The organism is Streptomyces sp. NPDC051677, from assembly GCF_044453465.1.
In the GTDB taxonomy this organism is placed as follows: Bacteria; Actinomycetota; Actinomycetes; order Streptomycetales; family Streptomycetaceae; genus Streptomyces.
The window spans coordinates 206,639-226,411 of the sequence record NZ_JBITCT010000005.1; the positions used below are offsets into that span (position 1 = coordinate 206,639).

General features: G+C 70.8%; 15 protein-coding genes. 4 read left to right on the top strand and 11 right to left on the bottom strand.

Annotation, left to right across the window (positions count from 1 at the left end; translation table 11 throughout):
* Positions 1-27 precede the first annotated feature (27 nt).
* The 7 genes from ACIBAF_RS08085 to ACIBAF_RS08115 all read right to left on the bottom strand — a co-directional run bounded on the left by ACIBAF_RS08085 (position 28) and on the right by ACIBAF_RS08115 (position 8,979).
* On the bottom strand, positions 28-441 hold the full coding sequence (locus tag ACIBAF_RS08085) for a cytidine deaminase (protein ID WP_399462295.1): 414 nt from the start codon (positions 439-441) through the stop codon (positions 28-30).
* On the bottom strand, positions 438-1,700 hold the full coding sequence (locus ACIBAF_RS08090) for an ABC transporter permease (RefSeq protein ID WP_399462296.1): 1,263 nt from the start codon (positions 1,698-1,700) through the stop codon (positions 438-440). Before ACIBAF_RS08090 ends, ACIBAF_RS08085 begins: the two co-directional genes overlap by 4 nt.
* Positions 1,700-2,818 (bottom strand): ABC transporter permease, encoded by a 1,119-nt coding sequence (locus ACIBAF_RS08095; protein ID WP_399462297.1) that lies wholly within the window; start codon positions 2,816-2,818, stop codon positions 1,700-1,702. The genes ACIBAF_RS08090 and ACIBAF_RS08095 overlap by 1 nt, the downstream gene beginning before the upstream one ends.
* Positions 2,815-4,443 (bottom strand): ABC transporter ATP-binding protein, encoded by a 1,629-nt coding sequence (locus ACIBAF_RS08100; RefSeq protein ID WP_399462392.1) that lies wholly within the window; start codon positions 4,441-4,443, stop codon positions 2,815-2,817. Before ACIBAF_RS08100 ends, ACIBAF_RS08095 begins: the two co-directional genes overlap by 4 nt.
* Before the next feature lie 300 nt (positions 4,444-4,743).
* The gene (locus ACIBAF_RS08105; protein WP_399462298.1) at positions 4,744-5,796 is read right to left on the bottom strand and encodes a BMP family protein; all 1,053 of its coding nucleotides are present in this window, start codon (positions 5,794-5,796) and stop codon (positions 4,744-4,746) included.
* A gap of 573 nt (positions 5,797-6,369) precedes the next feature.
* A complete protein-coding gene (locus ACIBAF_RS08110) occupies positions 6,370-7,401 on the bottom strand; it encodes a BMP family protein (protein ID WP_399462299.1) in 1,032 nt (343 codons plus the stop codon).
* A 315-nt stretch (positions 7,402-7,716) separates the two neighbouring features.
* On the bottom strand, positions 7,717-8,979 hold the full coding sequence (locus tag ACIBAF_RS08115; protein WP_399462300.1) for an amidohydrolase: 1,263 nt from the start codon (positions 8,977-8,979) through the stop codon (positions 7,717-7,719).
* A 314-nt stretch (positions 8,980-9,293) separates the two neighbouring features.
* Here ACIBAF_RS08115 and ACIBAF_RS08120 point away from each other — a divergent pair, with 314 nt between their 5' ends.
* Entirely contained in the window at positions 9,294-9,524 is a 231-nt protein-coding gene (locus tag ACIBAF_RS08120; protein ID WP_399462301.1) for a hypothetical protein, read from the top strand.
* A gap of 57 nt (positions 9,525-9,581) precedes the next feature.
* Here the strand turns inward: ACIBAF_RS08120 and ACIBAF_RS08125 are convergent, their stop codons facing one another.
* The 4 genes from ACIBAF_RS08125 to ACIBAF_RS08140 are packed head-to-tail and all read right to left on the bottom strand — an operon-like array spanning position 9,582 to position 14,397.
* Positions 9,582-10,670 (bottom strand): hypothetical protein, encoded by a 1,089-nt coding sequence (locus ACIBAF_RS08125; protein WP_399462302.1) that lies wholly within the window; start codon positions 10,668-10,670, stop codon positions 9,582-9,584.
* A gap of 43 nt (positions 10,671-10,713) precedes the next feature.
* On the bottom strand, positions 10,714-11,688 hold the full coding sequence (locus ACIBAF_RS08130) for an N-acetylneuraminate synthase family protein (protein WP_399462303.1): 975 nt from the start codon (positions 11,686-11,688) through the stop codon (positions 10,714-10,716).
* Positions 11,689-11,701: 13 nt separating this feature from the next.
* Complete coding sequence (locus tag ACIBAF_RS08135; protein WP_399462304.1) at positions 11,702-12,928, bottom strand: cytidylyltransferase domain-containing protein; 1,227 nt, start codon at positions 12,926-12,928, stop codon at positions 11,702-11,704.
* A 56-nt stretch (positions 12,929-12,984) separates the two neighbouring features.
* Entirely contained in the window at positions 12,985-14,397 is a 1,413-nt protein-coding gene (locus tag ACIBAF_RS08140) for a DUF6716 putative glycosyltransferase (protein ID WP_399462305.1), read from the bottom strand.
* Between the two features lie 198 nt (positions 14,398-14,595).
* On the opposite strand from ACIBAF_RS08140, the gene ACIBAF_RS08145 reads away from it, so the two are divergent.
* From ACIBAF_RS08145 to ACIBAF_RS08155, 3 genes are all read left to right on the top strand, one after another.
* Positions 14,596-15,582, top strand: a complete 987-nt coding sequence (locus ACIBAF_RS08145; protein ID WP_399462306.1) for a glycosyltransferase family 2 protein — start codon at positions 14,596-14,598, stop codon at positions 15,580-15,582.
* Complete coding sequence (locus ACIBAF_RS08150; RefSeq protein WP_399462307.1) at positions 15,582-16,976, top strand: polysialyltransferase family glycosyltransferase; 1,395 nt, start codon at positions 15,582-15,584, stop codon at positions 16,974-16,976. The genes ACIBAF_RS08145 and ACIBAF_RS08150 overlap by 1 nt, the downstream gene beginning before the upstream one ends.
* A 184-nt stretch (positions 16,977-17,160) precedes the next feature.
* Complete coding sequence (locus tag ACIBAF_RS08155; RefSeq protein WP_399462308.1) at positions 17,161-19,767, top strand: glycosyltransferase family 4 protein; 2,607 nt, start codon at positions 17,161-17,163, stop codon at positions 19,765-19,767.
* Positions 19,768-19,773: the final 6 nt, after the last annotated feature.

Consider the following 19,773-nt stretch of genomic DNA (forward strand, 5'->3'; position numbering starts at 1 on the left):
GCGCCAGTCAGAGGGGCCTCGCGGGAGTCACTTGTTCAGATGGTCCGGGCCGAAGGCCTGCGGGAGCATCTCCGACAGGGGGAGGATCCCCTCCGGGGTCTCCAGCAGCAGCTCCGGGCCGCCGAACTCGTACAGCAGCTGGCGGCAGCGGCCGCACGGGACGAGGATCTCGCCCCGGCCGTCCACACAGGTGAAGTGGGTGAGCCGGCCGCCGCCGGTCCGCTGCAGCTCCGAGACCAGCCCGCACTCGGCGCACAGGCCGAGCCCGTAGGAGGCGTTCTCGACGTTGCAGCCGGAGATCGTGCGGCCGTCGTCCACCAGGGCCGCGACCCCGACCGGGTAGCCCGAGTAGGGGGCGTACGCGTGGGACATGGCCTCGCGGGCCAGCTCGCGCAGCGCGTCCCAGTCGGCCGTGGCGGCCGACGCCGCGGCCGGGGTCACTTGCCCTGCCCCTTCCGGTACGGCATGCCGTCCGCCTTCGGCATCCGCAGGGACTGCGCGGACAGCGACAGCACCAGCAGGGTGACGACGTACGGCGCGGCCGTCACGACCTGGCGCGGGACCTCGTCCGTGCCGACGTACCAGATGAACATCAGGGCCGAGACGAGCGCGGTGACGACGGCGGGGACGTACTTCTTCTGCCACGCCAGGTAGGCCGCGCCGAACACCAGCAGTATCGCCAGCAGCAGGATCAGCGCGTGGACGTTGGTGGTGCCGCCGCGCAGGTTGAGGCTGTCGGTGTAGCCGAACAGGCCCGCGCCCAGCGCCAGTCCGCCCGGCATCCAGTTGCCGAAGATCATCGCGGCGAGGCCGATGTAGCCGCGGCCGGCCGTCTGGCCGTCCAGGTACACGTTGGACGCCACGATGGACAGGAACGCGCCGCCGAGGCCGGCGAAGCCGCCGCTGATGATCACGGCGATGTACTTGTACTTGTAGACGTTGACGCCGAGGGACTCGGCGGCGATCGGGTTCTCGCCGCAGGAGCGCAGCCGCAGACCGAACGCGGTGCGCCACAGCACCCACCAGGTGGCCGGGACGAGGGCGACGGCGACGACGGTCAGCGGCGACAGGTCGGTGATCAGACCGCCGACCAGGCCGGCGAGGTCGGAGATCAGGAACCAGTGCTTCTCGTTGAGCGTGTCCAGCCAGCTGGACAGCCCGGGGACGTCGAAGGTGCCCAGCGAGTCGATCGGCGGGGACTGCTTGGAGGAGCCGCCCTGGACTCCCTCGAAGGTGAACTTCGACAGATAGCGGGTGGTGCCCAGCGCCAGGATGTTGATGGCCACACCGGAGACGATGTGGTTCACGTTGAAGGTGACGGTCGCGATGGCGTGCAGGACGGCGCCGAGCGCGCCGCCGATGATGCCGAAGACGACGCCCGTCCACGGGCCCCACTGGTAGCCGGCCCAGGCGCCGAACCAGGTGCCGAGGATCATCATGCCTTCGAGGCCGATGTTGACGACGCCCGCGCGCTCCGCCCACAGGCCGCCGAGACCGGCGAGGCCGATCGGGACGGCGAGGCGCAGTGCCGTGGACATCTGGCCGGTGGAGGTGATGCCGTCCGCGCCGGTGATGAGGCGGACGATCGAGGTCAGCACCAGGACGCCCGCGATGATCAGCAGGAGGACCGGGAGCGAGAAACGGCGGCCGCCCTTGCCGGGCTGCTTCGCCTTCGGCTTGGCGATGGTCGTGGTGCTCATCAGACCGTCACCTCCTTCTTGGTGTTCTGGGCGGCTGCGGCGAGCTCGGCGCCGACGCGCTTCTGCTGGCGGCGCAGACCCCACTGGCGTACGGCCTCGTACGAGATGACGACCGCGAAGACGATCAGGCCCTGCATGATCGTGGCGATCTCCTTCTCGTACGCCACCGGGGTCGCGTAGTCGAGGGCGGGAGAGGCCTTGTCGAGGAAGGCGATCAGGAGCGCGGCGAAGGCGATGCCGACCGGGTTGTTGCGGCCGAGCAGGGCGATGGTGATGCCGGTGAAGCCGAGACCGGTGGGGAAGCTCAGGCTGTAGGTGTGGGCGTCGCCGAGCAGCAGGGGCAGGCCGGAGAGGCCCGCGATGCCGCCGGAGATCAGCATGGCGGTGAGGACCATCTTCTTCGCGTCGACGCCGGAGGCCGCGGCGGCGGTCTCGGACTCGCCGGTGGCGCGCAGGTCGAAGCCGAACCGGGTGCGGTTGAGGACGACCCAGTAGACGACGCCGAGGGCGACGGCGAGGAAGACCAGGCCGTAGATCTCGCCGACGTCGGAGCCCAGATCGATGCCGGGGACCCAGCCGGAGTCCTTCATGATGCCGGTCGTGTTGTTGTTGCCGACCTGCACGCCCCAGATGTTGTCGAGGGTGAGGTAGCCGATGACGCTGGTGGCGATCGCGTTCAGCATGATCGTCGCGACGACCTCGCTGACGCCCCGGGTGACCTTCAGGACGCCCGCGATGCCGGCCCAGAAGGCGCCGGTGAGAACGCCGACGAGGAGCAGCAGCGGGATCTGCAGGCCGGCCGGCAGGGCGACGTGGGCGCCGACGACGGCGGTCATCATCGCGGCGAGGCGGTACTGGCCGTCGACGCCGATGTTGAACAGGTTCATGCGGAAGCCGATGGCGACCGCGAGGGCGGCGACGTAGTACATCGAGGCCTGGTTGAGGATCAGGACCTGGACGTCGGAGTAGCCGGCCTGCTCCAGCATGAGCGTGTACGGCTCGATCGGGCTCTTGCCGGAGGCGACCAGCACGACCGAGGTCAGCAGGATCGCCGCGACGAGCGCGATGACCGGGCCGGCCACCGCGAGGAGCACGCGCTCCTTGTCGAACTTCTTCATCGGGCCTCGTCCTCCGGACCGGCGGCTGCGTCGTTGTCGGCAGGCGTCTCTACGTGTTCCAGGTGACCGGTCGCGGCGCCGGTCATGGCGGAGCCGAGCTCCTCCGGGGTGACGGTGGCGGGGTCGGCGTCCGCGACCAGCCTGCCGTTGTAGATCACGCGCAGGGTGTCCGACAGGCCGATGAGCTCGTCGAGGTCGGCGGAGATCAGCAGCACGGCCAGGCCCTCGCGGCGGGCCTCGCGGATGCGGTCCCAGATCTGGGCCTGCGCGCCGACGTCCACACCGCGGGTGGGGTGGGCGGCGATCAGGAACTTCGGGTTGTGGCTCATCTCGCGGCCGACGATCAGCTTCTGCTGGTTGCCGCCGGAGAGGGAGGCGGCGGTGACGTCGATGCCGGGGGTGCGGACGTCGAACTCCTCGACGATCCGGCGGGTGTCGGCCTGCGCGCCCTTGGGGTTGAGCCAGAAGCCCTTGGCGTTGGGGGCCTCGGTGACATGGCCGAGGATGCGGTTCTCCCAGAGGGGGGCCTCCAGGAGCAGTCCCTGGCGGTGGCGGTCCTCGGGGATGTAGCCGACGCCGGACTCGCGCCGCCTGCGGGTGGGCCAGGGGGTGATGTCCTCGCCGAGGAAGGCGATGGCGCCGGAGTCGGCGTTCTTGGTGCCGATCAGCGCGTCGATGAGCTCGGTCTGGCCGTTGCCCTCGACGCCGGCGATGCCCATGACCTCACCGGCGTGGATGGTGAAGCTGACGTCGTCGAGGACCCTCTTGACCTCGCCGCTCTCCGGGGCGAGCGTGATGCCGCCGGTGGGCTCGGCGTCGGCGCCCAGGGACGCGCCGCCGGTGGCGTAGACGGTGAGGTTCGAGACCTGGATCACCGGCTTGTCGGTGACCGTGGACTCGGCGGTCTCCGGGGTGGGCAGCTCGCTGCCGACCATCATCTCGGCGAGCTGACGCGGGGTGGTCTTGGAGGGCACCGCGGTGCCGACGGTGGTTCCGCGCCGGATGACCGTGATCTCGTCGGCGACGGAGAGGACCTCGCCCAGCTTGTGGGAGATGAAGATGACGGACAGGCCCTCGGACTTCAGCTCACGCAGGTTGTCGAAGAGCGCGTCGACCTCCTGCGGGACGAGGACGGCGGTCGGCTCGTCGAGGATGAGGGTGCGGGCGCCGCGGAAGAGGACCTTGAGGATCTCCACGCGCTGCCGTTCGGCGACACCGAGGTCCTCGACCAGGGCGTCCGGGCGGACGTTCAGGCCGTACCGGTCGGAGATCTCCTTGATCTTCTTACGGGCGTTGCCGCCGATGCCGTACAGCTTCTCGCTGCCCAGCACCACGTTCTCCAGGACGGTCAGGTTGTCGGCCAGCATGAAGTGCTGGTGGACCATGCCGATGCCGCGGGCGATGGCGTCGGCGGGGCTGGAGAAGCTCACCTGTTCGCCGTCGATCGCGATGGTGCCCTCGTCCGGCTTCTGCATGCCGTAGAGGATCTTCATCAGGGTCGACTTGCCGGCGCCGTTCTCGCCGACGAGGGCGTGCACGGTGCCCTTGCGGACCGCGAGGTGGATGTCGTGGTTGGCGACGACACCGGGGAAGCGCTTGGTGATCCCCGCCAGCTCTACCGCGATCGTCGACTGTGCGGTGAGCGGAGGGCTGCTGGACGCGTCGATGGCGCACTCTCCTTGGGAAAGGGGCCGCTCTACGCGCGTAGCGCCCCTGCTTTAAATAGTGCCCGGATCGAATCGACTTTGATGATCTTGAACGCCGTTCTGTGAGCGATCCCGATCAAGTCCCGATCCGTTCCGAGCATTCTGCCGCGCGAACGGGGCGCGGGGAGGACATCCTTCCCGCGCCCGGTTCCGTGGCCGTAACGCTGCCATTACAGCGCTTCCTTGGCCAAGGCTTCTGACCGGTTCAGCACCGCGGGGTCAGGAGGTCTTCACCTTGATGGTGCCGCTCTTGATGCCCTCTTCGGCCTTCTTGATCGCGGCCTGGATGTCGGCGTTGCCCGCGAAGGCCGGGTTGGAGTTCGACACGCTCACGCCGCCGTTGGCGAGGGAGCCGCGGACGACGCCGGTGGCCGGCTTGCCGTCGTGGACGGACTTGGCCAGCGTGTAGACCGCGCCCTCGACGTTCTTCATCGCCGAGGTCAGGATCGACGCCTTGTACGCCTTCAGCGCGTCCTGCTTGTACTGGTCGGAGTCGACGCCGATGGCCCAGATCTTGTGGGCGTTGGCGGCCTTGATGACGCCCTGGCCGGACAGGCCGGCGGCGGCGTAGACGACGTCCGCGCCGGCGTCGATCTGGCCCTCGGCGGCGCTCTCGCCCTTGTCGGGGCTGGAGAAGCCGCCCTCGGCGGCGGTCTCGGTCAGGTACTGCGACTTGACCGTGACGCCCTTCTTGGTGTCCGTGACGCCCTGCTTGAAGCCGGCCTCGAACTTGTGGATCAGCGGCACGTCCACGCCGCCGACGAAGCCGACGGTGTTGGTCTTGGTGGCCTTGGCGGCGGCGACGCCGGCGAGGTAGGAGGCCTCCTCCTCGTGGAAGACGAGGTCGGCGACGTTGGCGGCCTTGATCTGCTCGTCGTCCACGATGCCGAAGGTGGTCTTCGGGTACTTGGCCGCGACCTCCTTGACGGCCGGCGCGTAGGCGAAGCCGACGCCGATCACCGGGTTGTAGCCCTGCTTGGCCAGGCTCTCCAGGCGCTGCACCTTGTCCGCGTCGGACTCGCCGTCCTGCGGCTCGACGGCGGTCGACTTGTAGCCGAACTCCTTGTCGGCCTTGGTGAGGCCGGCGGTCGCGGCGTCGTTGAAGGACTGGTCGCCCTTGCCGCCGACGTCGTACGCGAGCGCGAGGCCCAGGTTCTTGTCGCTGCTGTTGGAGGAGGAGGACGACGTGGACGAGCTTCCACAAGCGGAAACGGTCACGGCGAGAGCTGCGGTGGCTACACCCGCAGCCGCGATTCGGGACACCCGGCGCATGGAACTTGACTCCTTTGTGCAAGCGCCCAAACCAGGCGCTGGTTCCGCCGCAGCGTAACGCGCGTAGACCAGACGGAAAAACCCTTCTGTCCGGTCCGTTACCGAGCTGTGGCCACAGATGGATCCCAGGTTACGGACAGCGAAACGCCCCTTGCGGGAAGCGGGCCCGGTCGCCGAGCACCCGGCGTCCGCCCGGAGGGCGGGCCCCGCGGCGGCGATGGGGGTCCCCCGCGCGAGCGAAGTCGAGCGTGGGGGAGCGTGCGATCGCAAGGCACCGGAAGGCCCTGGTAGCGGAGCTACCAGGGCCTTCCGGCAACGCAGCGAGCGTGCGTGCCAGGCGTCGCGGGGCAGGCGGGTGTTCGGCGACCGGGCCCCGGGCGCTTGCCCGTAAGGGCGCAGCCCGGGGCCGCCGGGGGCCCGGGAGGGGCGTTACTCGTCCCTTCCGGCAACGCAGCGAGCGTGCGTGCCAGGCGTCGCGGGGCAGGCGGGTGCTCGGCGACCGGGCCCCGGGCGCTTGCCCGTAAGGGCGCAGCCCGGGGCCGCCGGGGGCCCGGGAGGGGCGTTACTCGTCGGTTACTTGGTGTTGACCGTGATCGTGCCGGCGATGATGTCCTTCTTGGCCTTGTCGACGGCCGCGACGACATCGGTCATCGCCTTGTACTTCGGGTTGGTGTCGGCGAAGCCGACGCCGTCGTTGGAGAGGCTGCCGCGGACCACGCCGGACAGGGGCTTGCCCTGGTAGACGGACTTCACGAGGTCGTAGACGGCGCCGCCGACGTTCTTCAGCGCCGAACCGAGGATGTAGTCCTTGTACGCCTTCAGCGCGCTCTGGCTGTACTGGTCGGAGTCGACGCCGATGGCCCACACCTTCTTGGCGGCGGCCTCGGTGATGACGCCCTGCCCGGAGAGGCCGGCCGCGTGGTAGATGACGTCGGCGCCGGCCTCGATCTGGCCGCTGGCCGCGTCCTTGCCCTTGTCGGGGCTGGAGAAGCCGCCCTCCTGGGCCGTCTCCGTCAGGTACTGCGACTCGATCTTGATGTTCGGGTTGATCGACTTGGCGCCCTGGACGTACCCGGCCTCGAACTTGTGGATCAGCGGGATGTCCACGCCGCCGATGAAGCCGATGTGCGCCTTCTTGGAGGCCTTGGCGGCGGCGACGCCGGCCAGGTACGAGGCCTGCTCCTCGTGGAAGACCAGGTCGGCGACGTTCTTGGCCTGGACCTGCTCGTCGTCGATGATCCCGAAGGTGATCTTCGGGAACTTGGCGGCGACCTCCTTGACGGCCGGCGCGTAGACGAAGCCGACGCCTATCACCGGGTTGTAGCCGGCCTGGGCGAGCTGGGTCAGGCGCTGCACCTTGTCCGCGTCGGACTCGCCGTCCTGCGGCTCGATGTCCTGGCCGCCGAGCTTGAACTCCTTCTCGGCCTTCTGGAAACCGGCGTAGGCGGCGTCGTTGAAGGACTGGTCGCCCTTGCCGCCGATGTCGTACGCGAGGCCGATGCCCTTGCCCGTGTAGCTGCCGGACTCCGTGTCACCGGAGGACTTGGAGTCGCTGCTGGACTTGCCGCAGCCGGCGGCGGCGAGTGCGACGACCGCGACGGTCACCGCTGCCCGGGAGAATCTCGTCCTTCGAGAGATAAGACGCATAGCAAGCACCCCTTCGTCCCCACGGCGCCGTGACCGGCCCGCTTTCCCCTTGGTGGCGCCGTTCCGGAAGGGCTTCCCCGACGAGCCGTTCCGGTGGCGATTCCGGCGCACAGTAACGCGCGTAGAAGGGGAGGGGAACGGGGTTTCTCGCGGCCGTTATCGATTCGTGCCGGGGTTGGGTTACAAGCGCGGCCTGGGCGTTACAGGTGGGTGACACAAGGGGACGAAGGGGTGCCTTTCGGCCACCCCTTCGTCCCCTTGTGCGGGGCCTTCTCAGCCGGCGCGGGTCGCCGCGTCGAGCAGGGCGGCCGCCGTGAACAGCTCCACGCCGACCGTGATCGCCGACTCGTCGGCGTCGAAGTCGCCCTGGTGCAGATCGCGCACGGTGCGCTCGCCGGGCGTGCGGACGCCGAGCCGGGCCATCGCGCCGGGCACCCGCTCCAGGTACCAGGAGAAGTCCTCGCCGCCGAGGCTCTGCTCGGTGCCCTCCACGGCCGCCTCGCCGCGCCGGGCGACCATGGCGTCCCGCAGCAGCCCGGTCACGTCGGCGTCGTTGACGACGGGCGGGACGCCGCGCACGTAGTTGATCTCCGACTTGGCCCGGTGCAGGTTGGCGACCTCGTCGATCGCCGCGACGACGATGTCCGGGGCCTGCCGCCAGGCGTCGATGTCCAGGCAGCGGACGGTGCCGGACAGCTCGGCGTGCTGCGGGATGACGTTCGGCGCGTGCCCGCTCTCGATCCGGCCCCAGGTGACGGCGAGCCCGGCGCGCGTGTCCACCCGCCGGCCGACCAGCGCGGGCACGTCGGTGACGACCCGGGCGGCGGCGGTGACGAGGTCGGTGGTCAGGTGCGGGCGGGCGGTGTGGCCGCCGGGCCCGTCCAGCGCGATCTCCAGCCGGTCGCAGGCGGAGGTGATGGCGCCTTCGCGCAGCCCGACCCGGCCCGCGTCGACGCGGGGGTCGCAGTGCACGGCGATGATCCGGCCGACGCCGTCCAGCGCCCCGCACTCGATGGCGTCGGCGGCGCCGCCGGGCAGCACCTCCTCGGCGGGCTGGAAGATCAGCCGCACGGGCCGCGGCAGGCGCCCCTGACGGTGCAGTTCCGCGAGGACGAGACCGGCGCCGAGGACGACGGTGGTGTGCACGTCGTGGCCGCAGGCGTGCGCGCGGTCGGGCACGGTCGAGCGGTAGGCGCACTCGGTCTTCATGTCCGGGATGGGCAGCGCGTCGATGTCGGCGCGCATCGCGAGGACGGGAACGCCGTCGCTCTCTCCGTCCGCCGCCCCGATGTCGCAGATGAGGCCGGTCCCGATGGCGAGCACGCGGGGCCTCAGCCCCGCCTTCTCCAGCCGGGCCTTGATCGCGGCCGTCGTACGGAACTCCTGGTTGCCGAGCTCGGGGTGCATGTGCAGGTCGCGGCGGAAGGCCACGAGCTCTGCGCGCAGCGCCTCCGGCAGGGCGCCGGGAAGGACCTCCGGCTCGGCGGCGGGGAGCGCGTCTTCCCCAGAAGGATCGGCCTCGGACTCTCGGGACATCAGTTGCTTCACCCTCTGAAGGGTAGGACGCCGAAGCGGTCAACCGACCTACGATCAACAAAACTTCAACCCGTCAGGCGAAGAAAAGTCGGCCGCGCGGCGCATGGCTGCTGTGGGGGGTGGGTAAACTCCGCCGTTTTCACGGTCGGCGCCCACCTTTCTTCCTTCCTTTCACGGATACCACGGACCACTCATGGCACGCCGTGCCTGTCCACGAAGCGGACCGATCCCGGACGATCCCGGAATCATCACCGCCACGCGGCGATTCCGCCACGCAGCGCGACGAACGGGCGTACGACGGGCACGGTGCCCCCATGGAGACCATGACGTGCGGCTGTGGCGAGGAGCACATCCCGGGGCTTCTCGCGAAGGGCATGGCGGCGCTGGTGCTGACCGGGCTCGCGGTGATGGCCGTCACGGCGTGTGTGCTCGTGGGTGTGGTCTGGGCGTTCCTCCGGTGGCGGGACCGGGGGCGCGCCGAGAGTGAGCAGAGCTTCTTCGACGGGTTCGGCCGTTGGGAGGAGGAGGAAGACGGCGAGCTGTAGCGGCAAGGGGTGGGGGTGGTGCGTGGGGGGGGTGCGGGCAGGGGTCGCCGCCTGCTCTCAGATGGGGGTCACCGCCGCCAGTCGGTGGACGTCCGTCGCCGTGCCCGTCACGCCGGACAGGAAGTCCTGGGCTCTCGGTGAGGCGTGTTCCGTCAGCCAGGTCGGGTGGATGTCGCAGACCGCCACCCGTACGGGAGTCCCGGAGAGGGCCAGGGGCAGCGTGTGGACGACCGTGGACGGGAAGCTGAGCACCGTCCGGCCTATCGGGCCTCTGCGGGCGATCAGCTCCAGGGGGAGATCGGGGCGGACCACCTCCAGGCCCGTCTCGACCGCCAGTCGGTGGAGTTTCTCCGCGCTCTCGCGGCGGTGCGCGAAGTAGCGGGTGGCGCCGTGGGCTCCGGCCAGGGCCTTGACCGCCGACAGGTAGCGGTCGGCGTCCACCACTCCGGTCTCGACCAGCGAGGTGCCCACCAGGTCCGCGGTCTTCGTCACGCGGGGCGGGCCGAAGCGGTCGCGGGTCCAGGCGAAGTCGTTGGCCGTGATCGTGACGCCGTCGGGGGCGTCCTTGATCGGCATGGCGGAGAAGACCTCGACGCGGTGGTCCGCGCTCGGGGTGAGGCGGCGGCGGGCCGCGCCGGAGACCGGGGCGAACAGCACGTCGCGGAAGCCGGACCGGCCGCCCTTGCGATGCCAGCGCACGAGGCGTTCCCCGCGGGCGAGCTGGCCGACGAACTCCATCGTGGCCGTGCCGTCGTCCACCACGACCAGCTCGTCGGCCCGGGTGATCGTCAGCAGCAGTTGGACGTAACGGGAGAACGGGTCGCCCATCACCATGCGTTCCGCGCGCCGCAGCAGCCGGGTGAGGCCGCCGATCGTGCGGAAGGGGGCCATGGGGCCGCCGCGGGCCTCCTCCCAGCGGACGGTGTGGCCCTCCCGGCGGGCCAGTTCCGCCATGCGGCGCAGCTGGCCGCGGGTCATCGGATCGGTCGGGGACAGGACGACGAGCGTGAACCCCGCGCCGGGCTCCTTCCGGTGGAGTTGCCGGGCGTGCGCCCACTCCAGGACGTTCAGGAGCTGCACCGGGCTCTCGACGAAGGCGAGGGTGTGCGGAGTGGGGCCGGGGTTCTTCCCGGCGCGAGGACTCATCGTCGGACGACCATCCCGTAGGGCATCGGAGGGGTACTTCAGGTCACACCGCGATCGGTTCGCCCGCCGCCGCCGCGATCTCCGCCTCTGCGACGACGCCCGACACGCGGCGCAGCTTCTTCATGGGGCCGAGCTCGGAGTCGTAGACCTTCTTGACGCCGTCGCCGAGGGAGGCCTCGATGGTGCGGATGTCGCGGACGAGGCGGTTGAGGCCGCCCGGCTCGACGGAGGCCGCCTGGTCGGAGCCCCACATCGCGCGGTCGAGGGTGATGTGGCGCTCGACGAAGACGGCGCCGAGGGCGACGGCGGCGAGGGAGGTCTGCAGGCCCGTCTCGTGGCCGGAGTAGCCGATCGGGACGTTGGGGTACTCCCGCTCCAGCGTGTTGATCACGCGGAGGTTGAGCTCCTCGGCCTTCGCCGGGTAGGTGGAGGTGGCGTGGCAGAGCAGGATGTTCTCCGAGCCGAGGACCTCGACGGCGTGACGGATCTGCTTCGGGGTGGACATGCCGGTGGAGAGGATGATCGTGCGGCCCGTGCCGCGCAGGGCGCGCAGCAGTTCGTCGTCCGTGAGGGAGGCGGAGGCCACCTTGTGGGCGGGGACGTCGAACTTCTCCAGGAAGGCGACCGCCTCGGTGTCCCACGGGGACGCGAACCAGGCGAGGCCCTTCTCCTTGCAGTACGCGTCGATCTGCCGGTACTCGTGCTCGCCGAACTCGACGCGGTGGCGGTAGTCGATGTACGTCATCCGGCCCCAGGGCGTGTCGCGCTCGATGTCCCACTGGTCGCGCGGGGTGCAGATCTCAGGGGTGCGCTTCTGGAACTTGACGGCGTCGCATCCGGCGTCGGCCGCGGCGTCGATCAGCTTGAAGGCGTTGTCGAGGTCGCCGTTGTGGTTGATGCCGATCTCGCCGGTGACGTAGACGGGGTGACCGGGGCCGACGGGGCGCGAACCGAGGAACCGCAGGCGGGAGTTGATGCTGGTGGGGGTGCTGACGGGGGTGTGGGCACTGGTGCTCATGGCGGGACGTTCCTTACCGGGTGAGGGGAGCGGGAGAGGCGAGGGAGGGGCCGAGGATCCAGCCGGCGATCTCCCGGATCGCGCCGTCGCCACCGGGGACGGTGGTGACCGCGCGGGCGGCGCCGCGTACGACGTCGTGGGCGCTCGCGACCGCCACCGGCCAGCCGACGAGGGCGAAGCAGGGGAGGTCGTTGACGTCGTTGCCGACGTAGAGCACGCGTTCGGGCGCGACGCCCTGTTCCTCGCACCACTGCTTGAGGGCGAGGTCCTTGCGGTCGATGCCGTGCAGGACCGGGAGCTTGAGCTTCCGGGCGCGGGCGGCGACGACGGGGTTCTGCTCGGTGGACAGGATCAGCATCCGCAGGCCGCTGCGGCGCAGGGCGGCGATGCCGAGGCCGTCGCCGCGGTGGACGGAGACGAACTCCCGTCCGTCGGAGTCGATCAGCACCCGGTCGTCGGTCTGGGTGCCGTCGAAGTCGAGGACGACGGCGTCGATGTCGTCGGCGGTGGGCAGGGCGCCGGGCCGGTCGGCGTCGAAGTGGGGCGCCAACGCCCTGGCGCGGGCCAGGTCGTGCGGGTCGTCGATCTCCAGCACGCGGGCGGGGTCGGTGCGGACGAGTTCGGTGCGGCCGAAGAAGCGGTGCCTGTGCTTGCGGAAGCCGGCCGCGTCCATCGCGTAGGCCGCGCCGGTCTCCAGGAAGTCCTGGGGGCGGTCCTGGCGGCGGGGGCGGTAGGACTTGTCGTGGTTGACGCCGAAGCCGCCCTCGCTCACCTCGTCCGAGTGGCGCCAGACGAAGCCGTGGAAGGGGGCGACGGTGACGGCGGTGTCCGCGCCCTGCTCGACGACGGCGCCGGCGACCTCGTCGACGTCCTCGCGGACGAGGAAGGGGCTGGTGCACTGGACGAGCAGGACGACGTCGACGGGCGCCCCGTGCAGGGCCTCGTGGACGTCCAGGGCGTGCAGGACGGCGGCCTCGGAGGTGGCGGTGTCGCCGGCGATGGCGGCCGGGCGCAGCACGACCTCGGCGCCGGCCTCGCGCGCCGCGGCGGCGATGGCGTGGTCGTCGGTGGAGACGACCACGTCCGTGACGAGCCGGGCGGCCCGGCACTCGCGGACCGCCCGGGCGACCAGCGGTACACCGCCCACGGGGGCGAGGTTCTTCGCGGGGACGCCCTTGGAGCCGCCGCGCGCGGGGATCACGGCGAGGACGCGGCGCGCCCGCACGGGTGAGTCGGACATGGACACTTCTCCTTGAACGGTCGCAGCGGTCACGGAGGGCGCAGCCGTCACCGAGGTCACAGCTCCCCCATGCGTCGGATCACCGGGGCGACGCGCTGGACTCCGTGCCGGTAGGCGCCGCGGGCGGCTCGGCGGACCATCTGGCGGACCGGGCCCGGGGCCTCGTCGGTGGACGGGGCGCCGGGGAGGGGGCTGCCGTCGGGGCCGAGGTGGTGGCGGGCGAGGATGCCGGGGAGGTAGCCGGGGGCGGTGACGGGTGTGTAGTAGGGGGTCAGGGGCGGGAGGCCGCCGGGCTGGTCGAGCAGCTCGGCGATGCGGTCGCGGGCCGGGGCGAAGGCGGTCGCGTAGGAGCCTCCCCCAGCGGGGGCGCCCCCGGGGACGACGCCCTGGCGGGCCACCCAGTCCTCGTCGGGGGCGGGGCGGTGCCCGGCGTCGAGCTGGTCCCAGGAGGCGAGGCAGCCGGAGCCGACGAAGTGGTGGTTGCCGAGCGCCTCGCGCACCCCGAGGTCGGTGAGGACGACGGTGGGGATGCGGCGGTGCAGGGACTCCAGGGCGGCCGTCGAGCTGACGGTGACCATGAGGTCGGTGCGGTCGAGGACCTCGCCCATGTTTCCGTACACCAGGCGGAAGTTGGGCGGCAGGCCGTGCTTCTGCGCCAGCTTCTGGTAGGGCAACTCCTCGATGTGGGTGGTGTGTTCACCCGGCTTCGAGCGGAGCTTCAGCAACACCTCGCGCCCGGGGTGCAGCCGCGCGTGCTGCACCAGCCGGTTCAGCAGGTAGGCGCGGTCCCCGCGGTGCTCCGGCACGGAGGGCTGCGCGGCGAAGACGACGGTGTAGGGGTCGTGTTCGCCCGGGTACGGGGCGCCGCCCAGGAAGGGCAGGGCGACCTCGGTCACGGCTGAGGCGTCGGCGCCGACCCCCTCGTACACGGCGCGGAAACGCTCCGCGTCCTGGCGTGAGTTGGCGAGGACGAGGTCGGCGCCGTGTCGCAGCAGCAGACCGTCGGCGAGCTTCTCGTAGACGACGCCGACATAGCCGGTGACGACGACGGGGCGCGCGCGAGAGTCCTGTGCGTCGTCCTCCCAGATCCGCTTGAGGCCGTGCAGGATCGCCTGGACGCCGCCGCCGACGAGCGCGAGGACGAGGACGTCGTACGAGGTCCGCGTCATCGCGCGCAGGAACTCGACGGCGGTGACCTCGCGCAGGGAGTCGGCGTGCACGCCCACTTCGGCCAGCTGGCGCGGGGTGGGGGTGGCCCGGCCGCGCAGCAGGAAACCGTCGAGGACGGGGGCGGGTCGCGCCTGGCTTCCGGCTCCGGTTCCGGTTTCGGTTCCAGTTCCGGTTCCGGTTCCGGTTCCGGTTCCGGTGGACGGTGCGATACGGGTCGCGGTCAGCGCACCCCATTTCCATCGGGTGTCGGAGTCCGCGAGGACGGCAATCCGTGGAGGGTTCGCAGTACTTGCTGGCACGGCGACGACGCTAGAAAGCAAATCCCTGGCTTTGCCCAACCTCTACTCAACGAGAAGTTAACAACGCACCACCGAACACCGAACTGGCCCGTCAACCGCCCTTGAGAACATGGGGTGCACTATTCCGACACATTCAGTTCACCCCCTGTCTCCGCGACGGAAAGTTGCGCCGCCGCAGGCCCTTCTAGGGTTTCTCAGGTGCCAAAGCTTTCTGTGATCGTGCCGTTCTACAACGTCCGCCAATACGCTCCGGACATGCTGAGAAGTCTCCATCTGAACGCCCGTCATGATTTCGAGTTCGTACTGGTCGATGATCATTCTAAAGATGAGACTCCCGCTATTCTCGAACAGGCTGTCGAGGGACTTTCGAAGGTCGCCCAGGTGCGTTATGTCCGCCACGAGGAGAACGGCGGTCTGGCCACCGCACGCAATACTGGACTCGACGCCTCCCAGGGCGAATACCTGACTTTTCTGGACGGCGACGACTGGCTCGCCCGAGGTCACCTGGGCCGGCTGGTCGCCGCGATCGAGGAGCTGGGCTGCGACTTCGTGCGCACGGACCACGTCCAGGCCACCGGCCGCACCCGCACGGTCGTCCGCCACCCGCACGGGCTGCGCGGCGAGGTCCTCGACCCGCGCGCGGCGATCCTGCCCGCCGACCGCTCCACGTCCGTCGACTACGCCTACGCCTGGGCCGGCGCCTACCACCGCCGCCTCCTCGACCGCGGTCTGCTGCACTTCACCGACGGGCTGCGCACCGCCGAGGACCGGCCCTGGATCTGGAAGCTGCACCGGCAGGCGGAGTCCTTCGCCGTGGTGAACCTGCACGGCGTCTTCTACCGCCGCGGCGTCGCCTCCTCCCTCACCCAGATCGGCGACGTCCGCCAACTGGACTTCATCCGCGCCTTCGACCAGGTCATCGAGGAGACGGCCGCCGACCCGGACGCGGAGAGGCTGCTGCCGAAGGCGGTGCGCACGTACTGCGCGATCATCGCCCACCACCTCGCGGAGACCGACAAGTTCGAGCCGGCCGTCGCCAAGCAGCTGCGCACGATGAGCGCGGCCGCGATCAAGCGGATGCCGCAGGAACTCCTCACGGACGTCCTCGGCCGCATGGACCTGCGCCGTTCCTCCAAGCTGCGGCGACTGCGCCGTCAGATCACCTCCGCCAAGGCGGCCGCCTGATGACCCTCAAGCCCTCCACCGCGCCCTCCCTCACGTCCTCCATCACGCCCTCCACCGCGAGCCGTACGACCCAGCTCTTCTGCGCCTCGACCCTCTACGGCGCAGCCACCCTCGCCGCCGCGCTCGACGCGGGCTGCTTCCCGGCGGCGGACCGGCGGCTGCTGCTGGTGTGCAACACCGCGACGACGCCGGAGACCGCCCCGGCGCTCGACGAGATGGCCGGCTTCGAGCCGCTGCGGGACCGCTTCGACGAGGTGCTCTCCTGGAACGAGGCCATCAGCCCCTTCCATCCGAGCGCCTGGTCGCCGCGCCCCGACGACGTCCCCCTCCTGGAGCGCTACCTGCGGCTGCTGTGGGGCCTGGGCGACGACCGGGTCGAGATCGTCCTGGAGTCCGTCCAGGTCAACCCCGCCCAGGCCGTCGCCCAGCTGTTCCCGGGAGCGCCCGTCGAGGTCTACGCCGACGGACTGATGAGCTACGGGCCCACCCGCAACAAGCTCGACCCGCTGATCGGCACCCGGGTGCGGCGGCTGCTCCACCTGGACCTGGTGCCGGGCCTCGTGCCGCTGCTGCTCACCGAGTTCGGGACGCCCGCGCGGATCGTGCCGGCGGCCGCGTTCCTGAAGGTGCTGGGCCAGGTCGCCGACGCCGTGCCCGACCTGCCGCCGCTGCCCGACGACTGCGCGCTGCTGCTCGGCCAGTACCTGTCCGCGCTGGAGATCCTCTCCCCGAAGGAGGAGGAGGACCTGCATGTGCGGATGCTGCGGGGCGCCGTGGCCCGCGGTCACCGCGCGGTCGTCTTCAAACCGCATCCGAGCGCCCCGGCCCGCTACAGCCGCGCCCTGGAGACCGAGGCGGAGCGGCTCGGCGTGCGGCTGACGGTCCTGGAGCTGCCGGTGCTCGCCGAGGTGCTGTTCGTCAGGGCGCGGCCCGCACTGGTCGTCGGCTGCTTCTCCACCGCCCTGTTCACCGCGTCCGCCCTGTACGAGCTTCCGGTCGCCCGCACGGGCACCGAGTCGCTGCTGGAGCGGCTCACCCCGTATCAGAACAGCAACCGGGTGCCGCTCGTGCTGGCCGACGCGCTGCTGGCCGACCTGGAGGACCGCGAGGACGAGCTGCCCGTGCCGCCGCAGACGCTGACCGAGCTGGTCCAGGCGGTGGGCTTCGTGATGCAGGCTCAGCTCCACCCCGGTCTGCGCCCGGTCGCCGAGCGGTACCTGCGCTCCCAGCTGGGGCCGCGCACCAAGCGGTACTTCAAGCGCAGGCGGCTGACCTCGCTGGGACTGCCGGGCGGCATCCCGGAACGGCTCGCTTTCCTGCCGCACAACTCCACCGCGCGCCGGGTGGCGCAGCGGGCGAGAGCCCTGCGCAGGACTGTCCGTCGGATGAAATGACATCTACGCGGGACGTTCATCGGGTGTTCTTTTTGGATTCCACGCTTTGGGTACACGGTCGTATTTCATTCACAAAAGAAGGGCGTCTTCCCGCTGCCCCAAGTACCCGGAGTGGACTGGTAGATCGATGCGCATCGCCGTGTTTGTCGAGAACCGAAACGGTGTCGGCCTCGCCTCTGAGATCATGCGTGCTCAGGGGGCCGATGCCCACTCGTTCCTGCTGGTCACCGCCGACCGGGACGGAAACGTCGCGGGATGGATCGAAGAGGAGGCCAGGGCCCGTTTCGACGATCTTCCGGCACACAATCTCTTCACGGTGGACGAGCCGCTCAGCGACGCGGAGTTCCTGGAGGAACTCGGGCGCCGAATACGAGCGTTCGCAGCTGCAGAGGGCATCGACCGGCTGGTGTTCTTCAACGACCAGTCGCAGCGCGGCCGCCGGGTCGCCGCCACGCTCGGCCGCACCGTGCCGCTGGTCCTCGTCCAGGACGGCCACCTCGACTTCCACTTCAAGAAGACCGACGCCGGACTCCACGACCAGAACTGGTACTACGGCTCCTCCTCCCCCGCCGCCGTCTGCGTCTGGGGCCCGGCGACCGCGCACCACCTGCTGTTCCGCTCCGCCGACGCCGACCCGCCCGTCCACATCACCGGCGCCCTCGGACACAGCGACGACCCGGCCCTGCTGCGGGCGGCCCGCTCCACCACCCACCGGCACGCCAAGGACCCCGGCGAGCCGCTGCGCGTCGTGGTGCTCGACCAGCCGCTGAGCAACCAGAACAAGCTCTCCCGCGACGACCACCGCGAACAGCTCACCGAACTGTGCGCCGCGCTCACCGCGTTCGGCGAGGTGGAGATCAAGCCCCACCCCTCCACCCTCGACGGCCACCTCGCCTGGCTGCGCACCCTCCCGGACGTGACGGTCCTGGACGAGAAGGCGCTGCTGGACGCCGAGGGGCTCGACGGCTACGACCTCGCCGTCACCTTCTTCTCCACGACCTACCTGCAGACCCTGCGCGCGGGCACCCCGCTGATCCTGTTCAGCCCGCCCCCGCTCAACATCGTCTTCCCGACGGTCAACCACCCGCTGCTGCGCAACGTGGGCACGGTCGGAGAACTCGTCGACGTGGTCGCCGACCTCCAGCGCTCGGGCAAGTTCCCGGCCAACGTGCACGGTGAGCCCGTCGAGCACTTCATCGCCTTCCAGGACGACGTCCCCGAGCGCGTCCTGCGCCTCGTCGAGCGGGCCGCCGTGCCCGCCGAACCGCCCGCCCCGCGCTGGGCGTCCGCCGACGACGGCGGACGCGCCGGCCTCACCCGGGCCGAGCGGGCGCTGCGCGCCGTGCAGGGCCGCATGGACCGGCCGCGCTCGCTGGCCGTACTGGGCCTCGGCTTCTCCTACGTCACCGGCGTGGCGATCCCCGTCCTCACCTACACGCAGGCGCTGCTCGCGCAGAGCCCGGTCGACGTCCGCTACTTCGACCTCGGGGCCTACAGCCGCGCCGAGGACGTCCTGGCGGACCTGGCGGGCGCCGAGGTCGTCCTGGTCAACAGCCTGGCCCCGTTCTGGCGTTCCGCGCTCGCGAACGAGCTGGTGCAGGCGCTGCAGGACCAGGGGAAGTCCGTGGTGCTGTACGCCCACGAGACCGAGTACGTCATGAACTTCGAGGGCGGGCAGCACACGCTGCGCCACCAGGAGATGCTCAGCCTGCTGCCGCGGCTGAAGGTGCTGTGCGTCTCGACCGCGCAGGCCGACATGTTCCGCCAGCTGGGCGTGAGCGATCCGGTCGTGGTCTACAACACGGTCCCGCGCGACACCCACCGCGCGCGGGCGAGACGCACGCCCGGTGAGCGGCCGCGGATCGTGATGGTCGGCTCCATGCAGGACCGCAAGGGCCTCGACCTGTTCTCCCGGGTCGCCGAACTGGCCTACGGGCAGGGCCTGCCGTGGCGGTTCGCCTGGATCGGCCACAAGACCTGGCGCATCGGCGCCTCCACCCTCCTGTCGGACCGCGTCGAGTGGATGGGCGCGCTCTCCCGCGACCGGGTGCGCGAGGAGCTGGCCGCCTCCGACGTCTTCTTCCTGTCCAGCGTCGACGACCCGATGCCGCTGTCGGTGGTCGAGGCCGTGCAGCAACGGCTGCGTACCGTCACCTACCACCGGGTCGGGTCCCGGGAGGTGCTGGAGGGCGTCCCCGGCTACCGCTCCTTCGCCGAGTACACGCCCGACGCCGCGCTCGACGCGCTGCGCCGGGTGCTGGACGAGGAGATCTCGGAGACCGAGTACGCGGACGTCGAGGAGCTGTTCGACATCCCCGCCTTCGCCGCCCGGATGACGACCGCGCTGGGCCTGCCCGGGCCGGGCGAGCCCGTGCGGCGCGCGGACGCCGACGGCGAGGAGGCCGGGGACGGTTCACCCGAGGCGCGGTTCTCCGCCGTACTCGCCCGGCACGGCAGGTACCTCGCCGAGGACTTCGCCCGGCACTTCGACGCGGGCAGGCACGACGACGCGCTGCGCGTGGGCACCGAGATCCTGCGCCGCAGACAGCCGGTGGACGTCCTCATCGGCATGGCGGAGATACAGGCCGGGCGCGGCGAGCCGGAGGAGGCGTGCCGGCTGCTGTCCGCCGCGGCGATCGCGGGCGGCGACCGCGCCCGGGTCTGGAGCGAGGTCGCGCGGGTCGCGAACCTGCTCGGCCCGCGCGGCCGGTCGATCCGGCAGCTCGCCCGCAAGGAAGCCGTCCGCGTCCAGCTCGGCAACCAGTCGGCCCGGCTCCTGAAGTCGGACTGAGCACAC